Origin of the sequence: Burkholderia sp. 9777_1386 (assembly GCF_015712265.1) — a bacterium.
Taxonomy (GTDB): Bacteria; Pseudomonadota; Gammaproteobacteria; order Burkholderiales; family Burkholderiaceae; genus Burkholderia; species Burkholderia cenocepacia.
This window is the reverse complement of record NZ_JACCQB010000003.1, coordinates 99,303-117,210: the sequence shown is the minus strand read 5'-3', so window position 1 is coordinate 117,210 and position 17,908 is coordinate 99,303. Positions and strand designations below refer to the sequence as shown.

Sequence of the window (17,908 nt, the reverse complement as noted above, 5' to 3'; positions counted from 1 at the left end):
AACCGTCGCGTGCCGATGCTCCCGCGATGCGTACGCAAGGTGTCCCCGTTTATGAGCATGGAGTCTTCCTCTTTCGGCCAGGCGCCGGCCTGTGTGCGTCGCGTCGCGCTCGACGCGCTGCGTATTGCCGAGCCGGCGGCCAAGGCCGCGCAGGTGCGCGCGCTGCACGATGCGCTGCGGGCCGGGCAGGCCGCGATCGCGCCGTCGCTGCAACTGCGCGAACCGGCCGATCTGCCCGGGCGCCCGGCGCGGCCGCCGCTCGTCGAGCCGCGCCAGCTCGAGCGGCGCAGCATGCGCTCGTCCGAAGGGCGCGCCGTGCTGCTGCACGCGCTCGCCCATATCGAATTCAATGCGATCAACCTGGCGCTCGACGCCGTCTGGCGCTTCGCGGGCATGCCCGACGCGTTCTATGCAGACTGGCTGAAGGTCGCGGCCGAGGAGGCCTATCATTTCACGCTGCTGTCCGACCGGCTCGCGGCATTCGGGCACGCATACGGCGATTTTCCCGCGCACAACGGGCTGTGGGAGATGTGCGAGCGAACCAGGGACGATGTGCTCGCGCGGATGGCGCTCGTGCCGCGGACGCTCGAGGCCCGCGGGCTCGACGCGTCGCCGCCGATCCGCGCGCGGCTCGTGCAGGCGGGCGACGATGCGTCGGCCGCGATCCTCGACGTGATCCTGCGCGACGAAATCGGCCATGTCGCGATCGGCAACCGCTGGTTCCGCCATTTGTGCGATGCTGCCGGCCGCGACCCCGTGCCGACCTATCGGCAGCTCGCCGAGCAATACCACGCGCCACGGCTGCGCGGCCCGTTCAATTTCGATGCGCGGCGCGATGCCGGCTTCGAGCAGGCCGAACTCGACGAACTGGCCGCGCAGGACGCGGCGGACGGGCGCGCCGCGCATTAGCCGGATCCTGTCCGGCTGGGCCGGGTTGGCCGCCGGCCGGCTTGCGCAGCCGGCCCATGGCGCCTTCCTGCCAGGCTCCGTAAGACCTCGCCGCTAGAGCGGTACCTCGATTGCCGGCCGCCGGAACCGGGGCGCCACCGCTATAATCGAACGACCATTCTTTTTTTGGCGGCTGCGATGAGTGCCTCGAGTTCTGTTTCCGATTTCGTCACGGTGCGCGGCGTCCAGCTGCATGTGCGGCGCTGGGGCCGGCCCGATGCGCCGACGCTGTTCATGCTGCACGGCTGGATGGACGTCGCGGCGTCGTTCCAGTTCGTCGTCGATGCGCTCGCGGGCGACTGGCAGGTGATCGCGCCCGATGCGCGCGGCTTCGGGCTGTCCGACTGGCCGGTGGCGCGGCAGGGCGGCGGCCACTACTGGTTCCACGAATACCTCGGTGACCTCGATGCGCTCGTCGACCGCTACGCGCCGACCGGCGAGGTCAACCTGGTCGGACACAGCATGGGTGCGAACGTCGTGTGCCTGTACGCCGGCGCCCGGCCGGAACGTGTGCGCCGGGTGGTCGACCTCGAAGGGTTCGGGCTCGCGCCGGCCCGCGCCGAACAGGCGCCGCGCCGGCTGCGCGGCTGGCTGGACGAGCTGCGCGAGCCGCCCGCGCTGCGGCCGTATGCGTCCCTCGACGACGTGGCGGCGCGCCTGATCAAGACCAATCCGCGGCTCGACCCGCGCCGCGCCGCGTTTCTCGCCGCGCACTGGTCGAGACGCGGCGACGACGGCCTCTACCACTTGCTGGCCGATCCGGCGCACAAGATGCCGGGCCCGCTGCTGTACCGGCTCGACGAAGTGATGGCGATCTGGAAGCAGGTGCGCGCGAAGGTACTGCACGTCGAGGCGGTCAATTCGCCGACGCTCGCGCATCTCGCCGGCGACATCCCGCTACCCGAATTCAAGGCGCGCTTCGACGCATTCCCCGACTGGCGCGAGAAGCTCGTCGAGGATGCCGGCCACATGGTGCATCACGACCAGCCCGAGCAGATCGCGGCGTTGATCGAGGCGTTCTGCGCGTAGGCGCGCGGCGCCGCGGCAGGCCAGGCAGGCGGCGCAATTGCCGCGTTGCAGTAGAATGAGGCCTTACCTGCCATGCCGACAATGAACGCCGATCTCCACTGCCATTCCAATGTTTCCGACGGGTTGCTGTCGCCTGCCGACGTCGCGCGCCGCGCGCATGCGGGCGGCGTGACCCTGTGGGCGCTGACCGACCACGACGAGATCGGCGGCCAGGCGGCGGCGCGCAGCGAGGCGGAAGCGCTCGGCATGCGCTACCTGAGCGGCGTCGAGATCTCGGTCACGTGGGCATCGCGCACCGTGCACATCGTCGGTCTGCACATCGATCCCGCCCATCCGGCGCTGGTCGACGGCCTGTACCGCACGCGTCACGGCCGCGCGGCGCGCGCGCTGGCGATCGCGGAGCAGCTCGCGACGCTCGGCATTCCCGGCGCGTACGAAGGCGCGCTGAAATACGTATCGAATCCCGACCTGATTTCGCGCACGCACTTCGCGCGCTTTCTCGTTGAAAACGGCCATGCCGAATCGACGTCGGACGTATTCGACCGCCTGCTCGGCGACGGCAAGCCCGGCTTCGTCCCGCATCGCTGGGCGTCCCTGTCCGACGCGGTCGGCTGGATCCGCGCGGCGGGCGGCGAAGCGGTGGTCGCGCACCCGGGCCGCTATCGCTATACGTCGGTCGAATTCGACGCATTCTTCGGCGAGTTCATCGATCTCGGCGGCCGCGCGATCGAGGTCATCACGGGCAGCCACACGCCCGACCAGTACCGCGAATACGCGGACGTGGCGCGCCGCTTCGGCTTCGAAGTGTCGCGCGGCTCGGATTTCCATGCGCCCGGGGAGGGCCGCATCGAGCTCGGCAGCCTGCCGCCGTTGCCGCCCGACCTGACACCGGTCTGGGAGCGCTGGCTCTGACGCCGGGCGGCTTCGGGCCGCCCGCGTTGCCGATGCGCGCATCCGACTTCTCCCTCTTTACGTATCCCCATGTCCCAGTTCTTCAGGATTCATCCGGATAATCCGCAGCCGCGCCTGATCAAGCAGGCGGTGGAGATCGTCAGCAAGGGCGGCGTGATCGCGATGCCGACCGATTCGAGCTATGCGCTCGCGTGCCATCTCGACGACAAGGACGCGGTCGAGCGCGTGCGCCGGATTCGCGGCCTCGACGAGAAGCAGCACCTGTCGCTGCTGGTGCGCGACCTGTCGGAGCTCGCCAACTTCGCGATGGTCGACAACCGCCAGTACCGGCAGATCAAGTCGGTGACGCCGGGCCCGTACGTGTTCATCCTGCAGGCGACGAAGGAAGTGCCGCGCCGGCTGTCGCATCCGTCGCGCAAGACGATCGGGCTGCGCGTGCCCGATCACGCGATCACGCTCGCGCTGCTGGAGTCGCTCGGCCAGCCGCTGCTCGGCACCACGCTGATCCTGCCGCCGGACGACGAACCGCTGAACGATCCCGACGAAATCCGCACGCGGCTCGAGAAACAGGTCGACCTCGTGATCGACGGCGGCGCGTGCCCGCGCGAACCGTCGACGGTGATCGACCTGACCGGCGACGCGCCCGAACTCATCCGCGCGGGGCGCGGGGCACTCGAACCGTTCGGACTCTCGGCCGCATGACGCGCGGTGCCATTTTTGCGCGAGTGCGCTTGTTACAATAACGCGATATGGATGCTTCCCTGATACAGACCATCGCCGTCTACGCGCTGCCCGTGATCTTCGCGATCACGCTGCACGAGGCCGCGCATGGCTACGCCGCGCGCCTGCTCGGCGACAATACCGCCTACGTGATGGGGCGCGTGTCGTTCAATCCGATGCGCCACATCGATCCGCTCGGCACGATCGCGATTCCGCTCGCGATGTACTTCCTGACCGGCGGCGCGTTCCTGTTCGGCTATGCGAAGCCGGTGCCGGTGTCGTTCGGCAACCTGCGCAATCCGCGCTGGGGCAGTTTGTGGGTCGCGCTCGCTGGGCCCGCGTGCAACTTCGTGCAGGCGCTCGTCTGGGGCCTGCTGACCCTCGTGCTGCCGGCCGTGGGTGTCGACGAGCCGTTCTTCACGCGGATGGCGCTCGCCGGCGTCAGCGCGAACCTCGTGCTCGGCGTGCTGAACCTGTTTCCGCTGCCGCCGCTCGACGGCGGCCGCATCCTGGCGGCGCTGCTGCCGACCAGGCAATCGATCGCGCTGTCGCGCATCGAGCCGTACGGTTTCATCATCGTCCTCGTGCTCGTCACGACGGGCGTGCTGACGAACTTCTGGCTGCGTCCGCTCGTCAATGTCGGCTACGCCGTCCTGAGCGCCATCCTGTCTCCCTTCGCCTCGCTTTTCTAACGACAATCATGTTCCCAGAACGTATTTTCTCCGGCATGCGACCCACCGGGTCGCTGCACCTCGGTCATTACCACGGCGTGCTGAAAAACTGGGTGAAGCTGCAGTCCGAGTACCCGTGCTTCTTCTGCGTCGTCGACTGGCACGCGCTGACGACGCACTACGAGACGCCCGAGGTCATCGAGAAGAACGTGTGGGACGTGCTGATCGACTGGCTCGCGTCCGGCATCGATCCGGCGCAGGCGACGCTGTTCATCCAGAGCAAGGTGCCCGAGCACGCGGAACTCGCACTGCTGCTCGGCATGAGCACGCCGCTCGGCTGGCTCGAACGCGTGCCGACCTACAAGGAGCAGATGGAGAAGCTGAAGGACAAGGACCTGTCCACCTACGGCTTCCTCGGCTACCCGGTGCTGATGGCCGCCGACATCCTGCTGTATCGCGGCTCGCTCGTGCCGGTCGGCGAGGACCAGGTGCCGCACGTCGAGATGACGCGCGAGATCGCGCGCCGCTTCAACTACCTGTACGGCCGCGAGCCCGGTTTCGAGGAGAAGGCGCTCGAAGCCGCGAAGAAGCTCGGCGGCAAGCGCGCGAAGCTCTATCACGAGCTGCGCAATGCGTACCAGCAGGAGGGCGATGACGAGGCGCTCGAACAGGCGCGCGCGATGCTGCAGGAGTCGCAAAGCCTGTCGATGAGCGACCGCGAGCGCCTGTTCGGCTATCTCGAAGGCGCGCGCAAGATCATCCTGGTCGAGCCGCAGGCGCTGCTGACCGAAGCGTCGCGGATGCCGGGCCTCGACGGGCAGAAGATGTCCAAGTCGTACGGCAACACGATCGGCCTGCGCGAAGACGCCGAGACGATCACGAAGAAGGTCCGCACGATGCCGACCGATCCCGCGCGCGTGCGCCGCACCGATCCGGGCGATCCCGACAAGTGCCCGGTGTGGCAGCTTCACCAGGTCTACACGGACGAAGCGACGCACGAGTGGGTGCAGAAGGGCTGTCGCTCGGCGGGTATCGGCTGCCTCGACTGCAAGCAGCCGGTCGTCGAAGGCATCCTGCGCGAACAGCAGCCGATGCTCGAGCGTGCGCAGAAGTACATGGACGATCCGTCGCTGCTGCGCGCGATCGTCGCGGACGGTTGCGACAAGGCGCGCAAGTACGCGACGGAAACGATGCGCGACGTGCGCGACGCGATGGGCCTGTCGTACAACTGATCCGGCGCATGAGCGAATCCGTCATCGCCGCCGCGGGCGGTCACGTCGGCCAGGCCGGGCCGTCGCGCTGGGTCGCGCAATGGGCGCGGCTCGTGCCGGCCGGCGGCGCGGTGCTCGACGTCGCCGCGGGCGGCGGCCGCCATGCGCGCTGGTTCGCGTCGCGCGGGCATCCGGTCGTCGCGCTCGACCGCGATCCGGCCGCGCTCGCCGCGTTGCGCGCGATTCCCGGCGTCGACGCCCGCGAGGCCGATCTCGAAGGCGCGCCATGGCCGCTGCCGGCCGGCGAGCGGTTCGCGGCCGTGATCGTCACGAACTATCTGCATCGCCCGCTCTGGCCCCATCTGCGCGATGCCGTGGCGCCGGGCGGCGTGCTGATTTACGAAACTTTCGCGCAAGGAAACGAAACGGTCGGAAAACCGTCCAACCCCGCGTTCCTGCTCGCCCCGGGCGAGCTGCTGGACGCCGTGCACGGCCACCTGCGGGTGGTCGCGTACGAGGACGGTTTCATCGCCGCGCCGCGCGAGGCGTTCGTCCAGCGTCTGAGCGCAGTGCGCGAGGGCGCGACCCCGAAGGCGGGGGCGGGAATTCCACGTTACGAACTGCCCGGCTAATCCGCTACAATCTCAACGTTTACCGGTACACAATCAATCGCGTTTCATGGCTAACGGCACCCAAGACGGCATTCAAATCCGCGGCAGCATCCCCGCGATCGTCACCCCGATGCTCGAAGACGGCAGTCTCGACCTGCCGGCGTTTCGCAAACTGATCGACTGGCACATCGCGGAAGGCACCGATGCGCTGGTCGTCGTCGGTACGAGCGGCGAATCGGCAACGCTCAACGTCGAAGAGCACATCCTGATGATCCGCACGGCGGTCGAGCATGCGGCGAAACGCATCCCGATCATCGCGGGCGCGGGCGGCAATTCGACCGCCGAGGCGATCGAGCTGACGAAGCATGCGAAGGCCGTCGGCGCGGACGCGACGCTGCAGGTCGTGCCGTACTACAACAAGCCGACGCAGGAAGGCATGTACCGCCACTTCCGGACGATCGCCGAAGCGGTCGACCTGCCGGTGATCCTGTACAACGTGCCGGGCCGGACGGTCGCGGACATGGCGCACGAGACGACGCTGCGCCTCGCTGACGTGCCGGGCATCATCGGCGTGAAGGAAGCGACCGGCAACATCGATCGTGCCGCGCACCTGATCAAGGCTGCGCCGAAGCACTTCGCGATCTACAGCGGCGACGATCCGACCGCGATCGCGCTGATGCTGCTCGGCGGCCACGGCAACATCTCGGTGACCGCGAACGTCGCGCCGCGCGCGATGAGCGAGCTGTGCCGCGCGGCGCTGGCCGGCGACGTGCAGACAGCCCGCGCGCTGCACATGAAGCTGCTGTCGCTGCACAAGAACCTGTTCATCGAAGCGAACCCGATCCCGGTGAAGTGGGCGCTGCAGGCGATGGGCAAGATGCAGGGCGGCATCCGGCTGCCGCTCACGGCGCTCGACGAGCGCTGCCACGATGCCGTGCGTTCGGCCCTCGTCGAGGCCGGCGTCCTCTGATGCCGAGGCGGCCGCGTCCTGCGGCCGCCGGCTCGACCCCTGATCAACCCGCACCGGCCGGCTCCGTCCGGCGCCGCTCCTGACGAGCGTTCTAGCAAGACGAAGGATTTCATGAAACGTTTCGCCTTTTCCTCTCGCGCCATCCAGCTGTCGGTGGTGGCGCTGGCGCTGGGCGCGCTCGCTGGCTGCGATACGCTGAACGACTACCTGGCCCCTGACCGGGTCAACTACAAGAACACCGGGTCGGCGCCGCCGCTCGCGGTGCCGAGCGACCTGAAGCCGGTCCCGACGACGCAGCAGTTCGTCGCGCCGCCGACCAATGCCGGGCTCGGCACGCTGCCGCCGCGGGCCACGACGCAAGCAGGCAATGCGACCGACGGCATCCCGAGCGCGCAGGATCCGCTTGGCATGCATATCGAGCGCGACGGCGATCGCCGCTGGCTCGTCGTCGACGGCCGCACGCCCGAGCAGCTGTGGCCGATCCTGAAGGAATTCTGGCAGGAGAACGGCTTCTCGCTGAAGACCGATGCGCCGTCGACGGGCATCATGGCCACCGACTGGGCCGAGAACCGCGCGAACATTCCGGACGACTGGTTCCGCCGCACGATCGGCCGGGTCATCGATTTCGCGTATTCGTCGGGCACGCGCGACCGCTTCCGCACGCTCGTGAACCGCACGTCGGACGGCAACACCGACATCTCGATCACGCACAGCGCGATGGAAGAAATGATGGTCGGCCCGCAGGGCGGCACGTCGTCGCGCTGGGAAGAGCGTCCGCGCAATCCGGTGCTCGAAGCCGTGTTCCTGTCGAAGCTGATGCAGAAGTTCGGCCTGACCGACGCGCAGGCGAAGCAGCTGTTGACCGATGCGCGTCCCGCGACGGCGCCGGCGCAGGTCAGCGATACGAGCGGCGGCGCGGCGACGCTGCAGCTGGCCGAGTCGTTCGACCGCGCGTGGCTGCGCGTGGGCCTGGCGCTCGACCGGACCAACTTCACGGTCGACAATCGCGATCGCGAGAAGGGCGTGTACACCGTGCGCTACGCGAATTCGATGGAAGAGCTCAAGCGTGACGGCCTGTTCGGCAAGCTGTTCTACGGTGGTCCGTCGGCAGCCAAGCCCGGCAAGGAATATCTGATCAACGTGCGTGCACAGGGCAATGGCGGCACGCAGGTCGCGGTGGTCGGCGCGAATGGCCAGATCGACAACTCGTCGGACGCGCAGAGGCTCATTTCGCTGCTGCACGCGCAGCTGAACTGAGCGCGTGCGATTCGCCAGCCTCGGAAGCGGCAGCGAAGGCAACGCGCTGGTCGTCGAGGCCTCGAGCGGCACGACGACCACCCGCGTGCTGCTCGACTGCGGCTTTTCCGCCAAGGAGGTCGAGCGCCGGCTCGGCCGACTGAATCTCGGCGTCGCCGATCTCGACGCGATCCTCATTACCCATGAACACAGCGACCACGTCGGCAGCGCGCTGACGCTCGCGCGTCGCGCGTCGTTGCCGCTCTACATGAGCTGGGGCACCGCGCGTGCGGTCGGCGCGGACGAGGTCGATGTCGATCTCCACGTGCTGTGGGGCGACGAGACGGCCGCGATACGCGATCTGGCCGTGATGCCCTATACGGTCCCCCACGACGCGCGGGAACCGCTCCAGTTCGTCTTCATGGACGGAAACCGCCGGCTCGGCGTGCTGACGGACGTCGGGATGGCCACGCCGCACATCACGGCCGTCCTGAGCGGCTGTGACGCGCTGGTGCTCGAATCCAACCACGATACCGCGATGCTGGCCGCCAGCCGCTATCCGCAGTCGCTGAAGGCGCGGATCGGCGGCAACCACGGCCACCTGAGCAACGACGCGGCGGCCGAGATTCTCGCGTCGCTCGAACGCAGCCGTCTCCAGCACCTGGTGGCGGCCCATCTGAGCCAGCAGAACAACCTGCCAGAACTGGCCCGCCAGGCGTTTGGCGGTGTGCTCGGGACGGACGGGGAAGACGTGATCGTGGCCTCGCAGGACGCGGGCTTCGACTGGCTGATGCTCGGATGAGCGGGGGAGGGCCGCCGCGGCGGCTCGACACGGCTGCCGCGTGCTCGATTCGAAAGCGGCAGACGTAAAAAAACCGGCCCTCGGGCCGGTTTTTTTCAGCTGATGCTGAAGGCTTACTGGCTTGCGCCCGAAGCCGGAGCAGCCGTCGCTGCCGAAGCAGCCGACGCCACTGCAGCAGCAGCGTCGCTCGCAGCAGCCGTTGCCGACGAAGCAGCAGCCGAAGCGTCGCTCGCAGCACCAGCAACTGCCGAAGCAGCCGACGAAGCGGCAGCAGCCGCGTCGCTTGCAGCCGACGAAGCAGCTTGATCAGCGCTCTTGTTGCAAGCAGCCAGTGCAACAGCAGCCAACAGGGAAGCTACGAGGAGGGATTTCTTCATGATCACGTCCTTTTATGGTTAAAGGTAAGCAACAGCGCGAAACAATACCGGTAATGTGCTCCAACACCGACCTGGGCCGCTGGTGGAGATGCACTTCTTAGAGCGTGAATCTTCCCTACGGCTTGGGCGGAAATTATATGCACTTTCCTATCGACCGTCGACAAATGCGGGGTCAATACGTTGTCTTTCCCATACAGAATTTGATCTGTACGGGCATACGGGGCGACTCACACTAATTCCGGTTTCCGACCCGTATCCAGCCCGCACGATACCACTCGTGCAACAAGGCTGTCATTGAAGGAACCCGGGATAGTGTTACAAACCGTTTCGCCTCCATCTGGCGTTGATTGGCCAGTTCGGGCAGCCATTCACCGGCTTGCTCGAGCGGTCCTTCCTCGCCATTAATGAAGTACGAGCGCGCGTTATACATCAATGCGGCCCTTCTGTCGAGACACACGCCACGGCGTGACGCTTGCGTGACGAACGCGGCTTCGGACAGCGGACGCTCGGGCGGGTCGAAAACGACGTTGGATTTGGGCTCGCTCAGGTAGCAGCCGAGGAATTCGGCGACGTCGCGCTTGCGCCAGCGGATCGCATCGACGATCTCGGCGACACGTTCGACCATGGCCGGCGGCAGTTGCGCGGGCGCGTCGACGGCCGGCTGCTTCGGATCGCGGTAGAGGTCGTCCCCGTTCGCGTCGCGCAGGCCGCCGCGCTCCGCGAGGTAGTACAGGAACTGGGCGCCCAGCTCGCCGACGGACGGGGCCCGGAAGCCGATCGAGCAGGTCATGCATTCGCCTTCGGCGACGCCATCGTGCGCGATGTGCGGCGGCAGGTACAGCATGTCGCCGGGTTCCAGCACCCATTCGTCGCTCGGCTCGAAGTTTTCGAGGATCTTCAGCGGCACGTCCGGCTGCAGCGACAGATCCTTCTGCGCGCCGACCCGCCAGCGGCGCCGGCCTTCGATCTGCAGCAGGAATACGTCATACGAATCGAAGTGCGGGCCGACGCCGCCGCCGTCGGTCGCATACGAGATCATCAGGTCGTCCAGCCGCGCGTCGGGGATGAAACGGAAGCGGTCGAGCAACGCGCGCGCGGCGTCGACGTGCAGGTCGAGCCCCTGCACGAGCAGGGTCCAGGATTTGCGCGTGACCGAAGGCAGCGAATCGGGCTCGAACGGACCGTGCGCCAGTTGCCACTTGTTACGAAAATGGGTGATCAATCGCGATTCCGCGTCATAGTCGGCGGCGAGCTCGAACAATGCATCGCGCGTGACCGGCGACGTGACGCCGGGGATCGCCTGGCGGATCAGCAGCGGCTTCTTTTGCCAGTAGCCGCGCATGAATTGCGCCGGCGTGAGGCCGCCGAGCAGCGGCGTGGGAAGATCGGAAGGCGGCGCGCCGAGCGGGGCGGCAGCGGCATCCCGCGGTTCGGCTTGAGACCGGTTGCGCATCGTATAATGAGACTTGTATTTGGGAGAATTGGATGAAAATCGCAAAAAACACCGTCGTGTCGGTTACTTACAAGCTGTCGGACGCACAGGGCAATCTGATCGAGGAAAGCGACGAGCCGATGGTCTATCTGCACGGCGGCTATGATGGCACGTTCCCCAAGATCGAGGAACAGCTCGACGGCCACGAGGCGGGCTACCAGGCACAGGTTCAGCTCGAGCCGCAGGACGCGTTCGGCGACTACGATCCCGAACTCGTGAAGATCGAGCCGCGCGACCGTTTTCCCGAGCCCCTCGAGGTCGGCATGCAGTTCGAAGGCACGCCGGAAGACGGCGACGAGGAAGTCGACTCGCTGATCTACACGGTCACCGATATCGCCGAAGACAAGGTCGTGCTCGACGGCAATCACCCGCTGGCCGGCATGGCGCTGCGTTTCGCGCTGACCGTGAAGGACGTCCGCGAAGCCACCGAAGACGAAATCGAGCACGAGCACGCGCATGGCGCGGAAGGGCTCGAGATCATCGACGAGGACGACGACGAAGACGGCGAAGCGCCGTCAGGGCGTACCCTGCACTGAGCTTGCCGGCAGGCCCGGCGCCGGCCCCGATGCGGGAGGCGGTGCCGGCCACGACGCGCCGCCCGGTGCGGCGCCGTCGCCCTGCAGCGGCGGCGCGACCGACGACGCGTCGGGCAGCGCCGGCAGCGCAGGAATTTCCGGCATCTGCGGCAGCGGCACGTCGTCGCGCGGCACGAGCGGCAGCGTGGGCGGCACCGGCAGGTTCTTCGGCACCTCCTGGAGGCTCACGTTGAAGATCGTCTGCCGCGCCGGCGAGACGCTCACCTTCACCCACTGATTCGCCGGATGGCGCGGTCCGATCGCGACGCGCGTCACGTTTCCTACCAGTTCACCGTCGTCGGCATGCAGCGGACGATCGATCAGAAAGCCGTTCGCCAGCGGTTCGCCACTCGCATGCATCACCAGGATCGGGCCGCGGAATGTCGCCGCCGCCTTCACCAGCGTTCGTTTCAGCTCACGGAAGCCGTCGCGCACGCGCGGCCGGTTGAAACGCAGCCATGCGAAGCGCTCCGCGCGTTCATAGCGTTCGAACTGTGGATCGCCTTCGAAAATCACCACCATCGCGCGCGCCTCGCGCCGCTTCGCATATTCGGCTGCGTGGTCGATCCAGAAGCCGTTCGCGATGATGCGATCCTCGAATTCGCCGTTGCGGCCGCCCGCCGTCAAATAATGATTGTTCGGCGCCGGTGCATTGAGGGCGACGTAGACGATGTCGTCGCGCATCCAGCGTGCGTTCTCGCGATACGGCCGGAACCGCGCGACTTCGCTCTCGCGCGTGATCTGCAGCGCACCGGGGTCGGGCAGCACCGAATCGGCGAGCAGCGTCTGCCGCAGGAAATCGAGCCGCTCGACCGGGTCGTAGCCGCCGCCGGCCGCCGTGTTGCAGGCGATCCAGTCGTCGTGGCCGGGAATGAACACGAGCGGCACGCGTGCTGAATCCAGGATCGCGCCGCGCTGCGAATACAGCGCGTCGCGGCATGCTTCCTTCGAGCCTTTGAGATCGCCCGCGTAGACGACGAACGCGAGGTTGCGTTCGCGTGCGATCGCATCGAGCAGCCGCTGCGCGGCCGGCTCGTCCGCCGGGACGTTGATGACGCCCGACACGACGGCGAACGAGTAGGGCGCCGCGCTGCGCTTGGGGGGCGCGGCCAGCGCATCCGCCTGCGCGAAGGCAAGCGCCGCCGTGACGAGCGCGGCGGCGGCGCGGGCTGGCAGGCCCCGCGGCATGCGCTTACGCGTGCCCGTCGGCATCGTGCGACCGGACCAGCGTGCGCAGCTCGTACAGCAGGTCGAGCGCCTCGCGCGGCTTGAGATCGTCGGGATCGATGTCGCGCAGCTTTTCGAGCACCGGATGCGGCGTGTCGGGCAGCGCCGGCGCGTCCGCGCATTCGAGGTCGTCGATTGCCGCCGGCGGCGCGCTGAACAGGTCGAGTTGCGGCGTGTGCTGGGACGCCGACTGCTGTTCGAGATACGCGAGGTGCTTGCGCGCGGCGCGGATCACCGGTGCCGGGACGCCCGCGAGCTGCGCGACCTGAAGGCCGTAGCTCTGGTTCGCCGGGCCCTCGTTCACCGCGTGCAGGAACACGATCCCGTGGCCGTGCTCGACGGCCGACAGATGGACATTCGCCGCTTGCGGGAACTCGGCCGGCAGTTGCGTCAGCTCGAAGTAGTGCGTCGCGAACAGCGTGTAGCACGCGTTGTGCGCCAGCAGGTGGCGCGCGATGGCCCAGGCGAGCGCAAGGCCGTCGAAGGTCGACGTGCCGCGGCCGATCTCGTCCATCAGCACGAGGCTTTGCGGCGTCGCGTCGTTGAGGATCGCCGCGGCTTCGGTCATCTCGACCATGAAGGTCGAGCGGCCGCCCGCGAGATCGTCGGCCGCGCCGATGCGCGTGAAGATCCGGTCGATCGGGCCGAAGCAGGCCGACTTCGCCGGCACGTAGCTGCCGACGTACGCCATCAGCGCGATCAGCGCGGTCTGCCGCATGAACGTCGACTTACCACCCATGTTCGGGCCGGTGATCAACAGCAGCTTGCGTTCGGGACCGAACCGGCAGTCGTTCGCGATGAACTGCTCGACCTGCGCTTCGACGACCGGATGGCGACCCTGTTCGATTTCGATGCCGATCTCGTCGGTGAAGGTCGGCGCGACCCAGTCGAGCGCGCGTGCGCGTTCGGCGAAGGCGGCGAGCAGGTCGAGCTCGGCGAGGGCCGAGGCGACGCGCTGGCATTCGGGGATGAACGGCAGCAGCGCCTGCAGCACCGAGTCGTACAGCGCGCGCTCGCGCGCCAACGCGCGTTCCTGAGCGGACAGCGCCTTGTCCTCGAAGGTCTTCAGTTCCGGCGTGATGTAGCGCTCGGCGTTCTTCAGCGTCTGGCGGCGGCGGTAATCGTCGGGCACCTTGTCGGTCTGGCCGCGCGTGACCTCGATGTAGAAGCCGTGCACCTTGTTGTATTCGACACGCAGGTTCGCGATGCCGGTGCGCGCGCGCTCGCGCGCTTCGAGATCGATCAGGAACTGACCGCAGTTCTCCGAAATGTCGCGCAGCTCGTCGAGCTCGGCATCGTAGCCGCGCGCGATCACGCCGCCGTCGCGCACCATCGCGGCCGGCTCGGTGGCGATCGCGCTCGTCAGCAGGTCGAGGCATTCGGCGGGCGGCGCGAGCGCCGCGTCGACGCGCGCGAGCGCATCGGCGTTCGCGACGATCGCGCTGATGCGCTCGCGCAGCGCCGGCAGCGCGGCGAACGTGTCGCGCAGGCTCGACAGGTCGCGCGGGCGCGCGGACAGCAGCGCGAGCCGCCCGGTGATCCGTTCGACGTCGGCGATCTGGCGCAGCGCGCTGCGCAGCGCATCGAGGCTCGCGTTGGCCGGCGCGTCGAGCAGCGCGCCGATCGCCTGCTGGCGCGACTGCGCGGCGACCGACGCACGCGGCGGGTGATGCAGCCAGTGACGCAGCAGACGGCTGCCCATCGTCGTGCAGCAGGTGTCGAGCAGCGAATACAGCGTGGGCGACTCGGTGCCGCGCAGCGTCTCGGTCAGTTCGAGGTTGCGGCGCGTGGCCGGGTCGAGCCCGATGTATTCGGTTTCGTTCTCGACCTTCAGGCTGCGCACGTGCCGCAGTTGCTGGCCTTGCGTGGCCGCGGCATAGAGCAGCAGCGCGCCGGCCGCGCCGCACGCGCTCGTCAGCGAATGCGCACCGAATCCGTCGAGGCTCGCGACATCGAGCTGGTCGCACAGGCGCTGCGTGCCCGACGCGATGTCGAAGTGCCAGGCCGGCACGCGCTTGCTGGCGCCCGCGCCGGCCGGAATGGCGTCGGTTGCACCGTCCGGCGTCAGGATTTCGGCCGGCCGGATGCGTTCGAGCGCGGCGGCAAGCTGCTCGGGCTCGATTTCGGCGAGCCGCAATGCGCCGCTCGCGAGGTTCAGCCACGCGAGGCCGATATTGACCGCGACGCCACGCTTGTTGTGGCCGGTGCACATCGCGAGCAGGTAGACGTCGTTCTTGTCGGACAGCAGCGCGGCATCGGTCAGCGTGCCGGGCGTGACGACGCGCACGACCTTGCGTTCGACCGGGCCCTTCGACGTGGCCGGATCGCCGATCTGCTCGCAGATCGCGACCGATTCGCCCATCTTCACGAGCTTCGCCAGGTATTGCTCGACCGCGTGATGCGGGACGCCGGCCATCTTGATCGGTGTGCCGGCCGACGCGCCGCGCTGCGTGAGGGTCAGGTCGAGCAGGCGCGCCGCTTTTTCCGCATCCTCGAAGAACAACTCGTAGAAGTCGCCCATCCGGTAGAAGACGAGCGTGTCCGGATGATCGGCCTTGATGCGCAGGTACTGCTGCATCATTGGGGTGTGGCCGGCAAAGGCCTCGGGCGACAGCGTGGTCATAGATCAGGCATGAAGTTGTTGCTTGGGTTGCCCGAGTTTACCAGTGGCGTCGACGTGAACGTGCGAAGTTGGCCATTCGGCCGATTGCCGGTGGTGCCGGGCAGTCGCGATTTGAAAGACGGCTTCTCCCGGCTGCCGACCTGCAAAGCATCTGACAGCACCGAGCCGCTGCGGCATCATGGGGCACCCGTTGCCACCGAACTGGCAAGACGGGTTCACCGGTGCTTACAATCGCAAGAACGAGTACACCGATTCCGGAACAAAGGTCGGCCATGCCTGTATCGGCGACCTCGGACTCGTCTCGCGGGCGGCGGCGCCTCGATTACCGTGCCGCAACAGGAGAACCAATCCGATGATCAAAGTCAGTGTCATGTATCCGTACACCGCAGGCGCGCGATTCGACCATGCGTACTACCGCGAGACGCATATGCCGATGGTGAAACAGCGACTCGGCGCGGCATGTCTGTACTACACGGTGGACAAGGGCATCGCAGGCGGTGCGCCTGGCGCCGACCCGGTTTACGTGGCCAAGTGTGACTTCGTCTGTACGTCCGTCGAAGCTTTCCAGGCAGCCCGCGACCCGCACGCGCAGGAGATCATGGCCGACATCGCCAATTACACGGATATACAACCGGTGCTGCAAATCAGCGAGGTGGTCGTGGAGCGTTCGGAAGACTGACCGAGGTTCGGCTATCACCCGGCACCGCATCAGCGTATGGCGTGGCGCCCGCGCTGTCGCGGCGCAGGCAGGCCGGCCGCGCCCAGGTCACGAACCTGCGTGCGCCGGCCCTGTCCCGCAGTTCAGGACGCGTGTCCCGACATCAGGCTGAGCGCCACCGCTTGCGCGACTTCGATACCGTCGATCGCGGCCGAATAGATGCCGCCCGCATAGCCGGCGCCTTCGCCGGCCGGATACAGGCCTTCGACGTTCATGCTCTGGTAGTCGTCCTTCCGGCGAATCCGGATCGGCGACGACGTGCGTGTCTCCACACCGGTGAGCACGGCGTCGTGCATCGCGAAGCCGGCGATCTTCTTGTCGATCTCGGGCAGCGCCTCTCGGATCGCTTCGATCACGTAGTCCGGCAGCGCGGTGCTGAGGTCGGTCGGATTCACGCCGGGCTTGTACGACGGCTCCACGGAGCCCAGCGACGTCGACGGCCGGCCCGCGATGAAATCGCCGACCAGCTGGCCCGGCGCGCGGTAGTCGCCGCCGCCGAGTTCGAACGCGCGTTCCTCCCATTTGCGCTGGAACGCGATGCCGGCGAGCGGGCCGCCCGGATAGTCGTCCGGCGTGATGCCGACGACGATGCCCGCATTCGCATTGCGCTCCGCGCGGGAATACTGGCTCATCCCGTTGGTGACGACGCGGCCCGGCTCCGAGGTCGCGGCGACCACCGTGCCGCCCGGGCACATGCAGAAGCTGTAGACCGCGCGCCCGTTGCTGCAGTGGTGGACCACCTTGTAGTCGGCCGCGCCGAGCTGCTTGTGACCCGCGAACTTGCCGAAGCGGCTGCGGTCGATCAACCCCTGCGGATGCTCGATGCGGAAACCGAGCGAGAACGGTTTCGCTTCGATATAGACGCCGCGGTCGTGCAGCATCTGGAACGTGTCGCGCGCGCTGTGGCCCACGGCCAGCACCACGCGGTCGCACCGCAACGTTTCCCCGTTCGACAGCTTGAGCGCGCGCACCTTGCCCTGGTCGATTTCGATATCGTCGACACGGGTTTCGAAGCGCACTTCGCCGCCGAGTTCGTGGATCGACGCGCGCATTTTTTCCACCATGCTGACGAGGCGGAACGTGCCGATGTGCGGGCGGCTCAGGTACAGGATGTCCTCGGGCGCGCCGGCCTTGACGAATTCGTCGAGCACCTTGCGGCCATAGTGGTTCGGATCCTTGATCTGGCTGTACAGCTTGCCGTCGGAGAACGTCCCTGCGCCGCCTTCGCCGAACTGCACGTTGGATTCGGGATTGAGCACGCTCTTGCGCCACAGGCCGAACGTGTCCTTGGTGCGTTCGCGCACGGCCTTGCCGCGTTCGAGGATGATGGGACGGAACCCCATCTGCGCGAGGATCAGCCCCGCGAACAGGCCGCACGGCCCCATGCCGATCACGACCGGGCGCAGGAAATCGGCGTGTTCGGGCGCCTTCGTGACGAAGTGGTACGCCATGTCGGGCGTCACGCCGCAATGCGGCTTGCCGGCGATGTGCTTGAGCGCGGCCGCTTCGTCCTTGACTTCGACATCGACGATGTACGTGAGCTTGATGTCCGCGCGCTTGCGCGCGTCGTGCGCGCGGCGGAACACGGTGTAACGGAGCAGCCCGTCTGCCGCCACGCCAAGCTCCGCGAGGCGCGCGCGAATTGCGGCCTCGAGCGCGCTCTCGGGGTGGTCGAGGGGGAGTTTAATTTCGCTTAGCCGTAACATGAGGACTCGGATGCGATTGCCACGGCGCCGTGGCGGTGTTGATACAGGCGGGGCCGGCATGCCGGCGGCGGCGTTGTCGC

General features: G+C 67.5%; 17 protein-coding genes and 1 pseudogene. 13 read left to right on the top strand and 5 right to left on the bottom strand.

The window, feature by feature from the left end; translation table 11 throughout:
- The first annotated feature begins 51 nt into the window (after window positions 1-51).
- From H0X91_RS04285 to H0X91_RS04235, 11 genes are all read left to right on the top strand, one after another.
- Entirely contained in the window at window positions 52-909 is an 858-nt protein-coding gene (locus H0X91_RS04285) for a ferritin-like domain-containing protein (RefSeq protein WP_196432826.1), read from the top strand.
- A 177-nt stretch (window positions 910-1,086) separates the two neighbouring features.
- Window positions 1,087-1,977 (top strand): alpha/beta fold hydrolase, encoded by an 891-nt coding sequence (locus H0X91_RS04280; RefSeq protein WP_020979779.1) that lies wholly within the window; start codon window positions 1,087-1,089, stop codon window positions 1,975-1,977.
- 81 nt (window positions 1,978-2,058) lie between these two features.
- Entirely contained in the window at window positions 2,059-2,889 is an 831-nt protein-coding gene (locus H0X91_RS04275) for a 3',5'-nucleoside bisphosphate phosphatase (RefSeq protein WP_048984803.1), read from the top strand.
- Window positions 2,890-2,958: 69 nt separating this feature from the next.
- Window positions 2,959-3,591 (top strand): L-threonylcarbamoyladenylate synthase, encoded by a 633-nt coding sequence (locus H0X91_RS04270; RefSeq protein ID WP_034201558.1) that lies wholly within the window; start codon window positions 2,959-2,961, stop codon window positions 3,589-3,591.
- A 47-nt stretch (window positions 3,592-3,638) separates the two neighbouring features.
- Window positions 3,639-4,301, top strand: a complete 663-nt coding sequence (locus H0X91_RS04265) for a site-2 protease family protein (protein ID WP_006487048.1) — start codon at window positions 3,639-3,641, stop codon at window positions 4,299-4,301.
- 8 nt (window positions 4,302-4,309) lie between these two features.
- Window positions 4,310-5,512 (top strand): tryptophan--tRNA ligase, encoded by a 1,203-nt coding sequence (locus H0X91_RS04260; RefSeq protein ID WP_006487046.1) that lies wholly within the window; start codon window positions 4,310-4,312, stop codon window positions 5,510-5,512.
- An 8-nt stretch (window positions 5,513-5,520) separates the two neighbouring features.
- Window positions 5,521-6,123, top strand: a complete 603-nt coding sequence (locus H0X91_RS04255) for a class I SAM-dependent methyltransferase (protein WP_012492702.1) — start codon at window positions 5,521-5,523, stop codon at window positions 6,121-6,123.
- A gap of 46 nt (window positions 6,124-6,169) precedes the next feature.
- Window positions 6,170-7,072, top strand: coding sequence for a 4-hydroxy-tetrahydrodipicolinate synthase (gene dapA, locus H0X91_RS04250; RefSeq protein WP_006487058.1), 903 nt, complete (start codon window positions 6,170-6,172; stop codon window positions 7,070-7,072).
- Window positions 7,073-7,183: 111 nt separating this feature from the next.
- Window positions 7,184-8,329, top strand: a complete 1,146-nt coding sequence (bamC, locus tag H0X91_RS04245) for an outer membrane protein assembly factor BamC (RefSeq protein ID WP_006487057.1) — start codon at window positions 7,184-7,186, stop codon at window positions 8,327-8,329.
- A 4-nt stretch (window positions 8,330-8,333) separates the two neighbouring features.
- Entirely contained in the window at window positions 8,334-9,110 is a 777-nt protein-coding gene (locus tag H0X91_RS04240) for an MBL fold metallo-hydrolase (RefSeq protein ID WP_058901597.1), read from the top strand.
- Window positions 9,111-9,212: 102 nt separating this feature from the next.
- Window positions 9,213-9,416, top strand: coding sequence for a hypothetical protein (locus H0X91_RS04235; RefSeq protein ID WP_006487056.1), 204 nt, complete (start codon window positions 9,213-9,215; stop codon window positions 9,414-9,416).
- On the opposite strand, the pseudogene H0X91_RS35305 reads toward H0X91_RS04235, so the two are convergent.
- Window positions 9,417-9,663: pseudogene (locus tag H0X91_RS35305) on the bottom strand (hypothetical protein).
- Window positions 9,664-9,719: 56 nt separating this feature from the next.
- Window positions 9,720-10,940 carry a cupin domain-containing protein gene (locus tag H0X91_RS04230; RefSeq protein WP_196432825.1) on the bottom strand — a complete coding sequence of 407 codons (1,221 nt, stop codon included), beginning with the start codon at window positions 10,938-10,940 and terminating at the stop codon, window positions 9,720-9,722.
- Between the two features lie 32 nt (window positions 10,941-10,972).
- On the opposite strand from H0X91_RS04230, the gene H0X91_RS04225 reads away from it, so the two are divergent.
- Window positions 10,973-11,515, top strand: a complete 543-nt coding sequence (locus tag H0X91_RS04225) for an FKBP-type peptidyl-prolyl cis-trans isomerase (protein ID WP_006498638.1) — start codon at window positions 10,973-10,975, stop codon at window positions 11,513-11,515.
- Here H0X91_RS04225 and H0X91_RS04220 read toward each other — a convergent pair.
- Complete coding sequence (locus H0X91_RS04220) at window positions 11,495-12,742, bottom strand: hypothetical protein (RefSeq protein WP_077022005.1); 1,248 nt, start codon at window positions 12,740-12,742, stop codon at window positions 11,495-11,497. The two genes, H0X91_RS04225 and H0X91_RS04220, sit on opposite strands and share 21 nt — an antisense overlap.
- A 4-nt stretch (window positions 12,743-12,746) precedes the next feature.
- Window positions 12,747-15,404, bottom strand: a complete 2,658-nt coding sequence (gene mutS / locus H0X91_RS04215) for a DNA mismatch repair protein MutS (protein WP_062884442.1) — start codon at window positions 15,402-15,404, stop codon at window positions 12,747-12,749.
- A gap of 352 nt (window positions 15,405-15,756) precedes the next feature.
- Here mutS and H0X91_RS04210 point away from each other — a divergent pair, with 352 nt between their 5' ends.
- Entirely contained in the window at window positions 15,757-16,083 is a 327-nt protein-coding gene (locus H0X91_RS04210; RefSeq protein WP_006484001.1) for an EthD family reductase, read from the top strand.
- Between the two features lie 122 nt (window positions 16,084-16,205).
- On the opposite strand, the gene H0X91_RS04205 is transcribed toward H0X91_RS04210, so the two are convergent.
- A complete protein-coding gene (locus H0X91_RS04205) occupies window positions 16,206-17,828 on the bottom strand; it encodes an NAD(P)/FAD-dependent oxidoreductase (protein WP_034201564.1) in 1,623 nt (540 codons plus the stop codon).
- Window positions 17,829-17,908 lie beyond the last annotated feature (80 nt).

What these genes read in the sequence shown, in the direction of transcription:
- H0X91_RS04280 (WP_020979779.1), top strand. Translation starts at nt 1,087, where the DNA reads ATGAGTGCCTCGAGTTCTGTTTCCGATTTCGTCACGGTGCGCGGCGTC.
- H0X91_RS04285 (WP_196432826.1), top strand. Translation starts at nt 52, where the DNA reads ATGAGCATGGAGTCTTCCTCTTTCGGCCAGGCGCCGGCCTGTGTGCGT.
- H0X91_RS04255 (WP_012492702.1), top strand. Translation starts at nt 5,521, where the DNA reads ATGAGCGAATCCGTCATCGCCGCCGCGGGCGGTCACGTCGGCCAGGCC.
- H0X91_RS04235 (WP_006487056.1), top strand. Translation starts at nt 9,213, where the DNA reads ATGCTGAAGGCTTACTGGCTTGCGCCCGAAGCCGGAGCAGCCGTCGCT.
- H0X91_RS04270 (WP_034201558.1), top strand. Translation starts at nt 2,959, where the DNA reads ATGTCCCAGTTCTTCAGGATTCATCCGGATAATCCGCAGCCGCGCCTG.
- H0X91_RS04225 (WP_006498638.1), top strand. Translation starts at nt 10,973, where the DNA reads ATGAAAATCGCAAAAAACACCGTCGTGTCGGTTACTTACAAGCTGTCG.
- H0X91_RS04205 (WP_034201564.1), bottom strand. Translation starts at nt 17,828, where the DNA reads ATGTTACGGCTAAGCGAAATTAAACTCCCCCTCGACCACCCCGAGAGC.
- H0X91_RS04260 (WP_006487046.1), top strand. Translation starts at nt 4,310, where the DNA reads ATGTTCCCAGAACGTATTTTCTCCGGCATGCGACCCACCGGGTCGCTG.
- bamC (WP_006487057.1), top strand. Translation starts at nt 7,184, where the DNA reads ATGAAACGTTTCGCCTTTTCCTCTCGCGCCATCCAGCTGTCGGTGGTG.
- H0X91_RS04265 (WP_006487048.1), top strand. Translation starts at nt 3,639, where the DNA reads ATGGATGCTTCCCTGATACAGACCATCGCCGTCTACGCGCTGCCCGTG.
- dapA (WP_006487058.1), top strand. Translation starts at nt 6,170, where the DNA reads ATGGCTAACGGCACCCAAGACGGCATTCAAATCCGCGGCAGCATCCCC.
- H0X91_RS04275 (WP_048984803.1), top strand. Translation starts at nt 2,059, where the DNA reads ATGAACGCCGATCTCCACTGCCATTCCAATGTTTCCGACGGGTTGCTG.
- H0X91_RS04230 (WP_196432825.1), bottom strand. Translation starts at nt 10,940, where the DNA reads ATGCGCAACCGGTCTCAAGCCGAACCGCGGGATGCCGCTGCCGCCCCG.
- mutS (WP_062884442.1), bottom strand. Translation starts at nt 15,404, where the DNA reads ATGACCACGCTGTCGCCCGAGGCCTTTGCCGGCCACACCCCAATGATG.
- H0X91_RS04210 (WP_006484001.1), top strand. Translation starts at nt 15,757, where the DNA reads ATGATCAAAGTCAGTGTCATGTATCCGTACACCGCAGGCGCGCGATTC.
- H0X91_RS04220 (WP_077022005.1), bottom strand. Translation starts at nt 12,742, where the DNA reads ATGCCGCGGGGCCTGCCAGCCCGCGCCGCCGCCGCGCTCGTCACGGCG.